Source organism: Streptomyces capoamus (assembly GCF_014654935.1).
GTDB classification, from domain to species: Bacteria; Actinomycetota; Actinomycetes; order Streptomycetales; family Streptomycetaceae; genus Streptomyces; species Streptomyces capoamus.
Genome location: NZ_BNBF01000012.1, coordinates 188116 through 189657 on the forward strand (window position 1 = coordinate 188116; position 1542 = coordinate 189657).

At 76.1% G+C, this 1542-nt stretch carries 2 pseudogenes; both read left to right on the plus strand.

Annotation, left to right across the window (positions count from 1 at the left end):
* A pseudogene (locus tag IE312_RS41030) lies at positions 1 to 381 on the plus strand (DUF58 domain-containing protein); the annotation flags it as partial.
* Positions 378 to 1542: pseudogene (locus tag IE312_RS41035) on the plus strand (TgpA N-terminal domain-containing protein); the annotation flags it as partial. The pseudogenes IE312_RS41030 and IE312_RS41035, both read left to right, overlap by 4 nt.

Below are 1542 nucleotides of genomic sequence, written 5' to 3' on the forward strand. Positions count from 1 at the left end.
ATGATGGACACCCTCGCGGTCGTCGACCACTCGGACGGCACCGGCCTGTCCCGGGCCTACGACGTGCTGCGCGGCGGCAACGAGGGGCTGCTGATCGCGTTCCTGGGCGACCTGGACGAGGAGCAGGCGGCGACGGTCGCCAAGATGAGCCGGCGCAGCGGCGGCGCCGTCGCCTTCGTGCTGGACCCGGACACCTGGACCCGGGAGGCGGCCGACGTGCCGCGCCCGGGCGACCGGCACGAGGAACGGCTGCAGCTGCTGCGCGAGGCGGGCTGGACGGCACTGAGCGTGCCGCGCGGCGCCTCCATGGACCAGCTGTGGCGACAGGCCGACCGGGAGCGTTCCGGGCTGGCCGCGGTGAGCGGGGAGGCACGGGGATGAGCGGGCGGGCACGACTGGCGCTGTGCGCGGCGGCGGCCACCTTGATGGCCTCCTGCGCGCTGCTGCCGCTGGTCGCCGAGCCGACCTGGCTGCTGCAGCTGGTGCCGCTGGTGGCCGTGCAGACCGGGGTGGGCGCAGCGGCCCGGCGGGTCCCGCTGGGCCGGCCGCTGACCGTGGCGGCGCAGGCCCTGGCCACCCTGGTGCTGCTGACCCTCGTCTTCGCCCGGCAGCACGCGATCGCCGGGCTGGTCCCCGGCCCGGACACCTTCCGGTACTTCGCCGAGCTGCTCCAGCAGGGCGCGGACGACGTCGGCCGGTACGCGATACCGGCGCCGCTCACCGGCGGTATCAAGCTGATGCTGATCGGCGGCGTGCTGGTCGTCGGGCTGCTGGTGGACGTGCTCGCGGTGACCTTCCGCAGCGCGGCCCCGGCCGGGCTGCCGCTGCTCGCGCTGTACTCGGTGGCCGCGGGCCTGTCCGACGGCGGCGCCGACTGGCTGTGGTTCCTGGTGGCGGCGGCCGGCTACCTGATGCTGCTGCTCGCGGAGGGCCGGGACCGGCTCGCCCAGTGGGGCCGGGTCTTCGGCGGCGCGCCCCGCGGCCCGGGCGCCCCGGAACCGGGTGCCGTGGCGCCGGTGCGCACCGGGCGGCGGATCGGCGCGGTCGCGCTCGGCGTGGCCCTGATGGTGCCGGTGGCCCTGCCCGCGATGCACGGCGGTCTGCTGGACGCGGCCGGCGCCGGCGTCGGGGCGGGCGGCGGCGACGGCGGCACGGTCTCGGCGGTCAACCCGCTGGTGTCGCTGCGCGACAACCTGAACACGGACGACGACCGCCAGGTGCTGACCCTGCGGACCGACACCGACGACCTCTCCGACCTGTATCTGCGGATCGTCTCCCTGGACGAGTTCGACGGCACCACCTGGATGCCGGCCCAGCGGCACATCGTCGGCGTGCCGGACACACTGCCCACGCCCGTCGGCCTCGGCCCGGACGTCCGGCGCGGCACGGTGCGGACGCTGGTCAGGGCGGCCGACTGGTACGCCCAGAACTGGCTGCCGATGCCCTACCCGCCGAAAGAGGTGAAGGTCGGCGGCCGGTGGCGGTACGAGCCGGTCGGGATGACCCTCGTCGGCGACCGCGGCCAGACCACGCGCGGGGCGA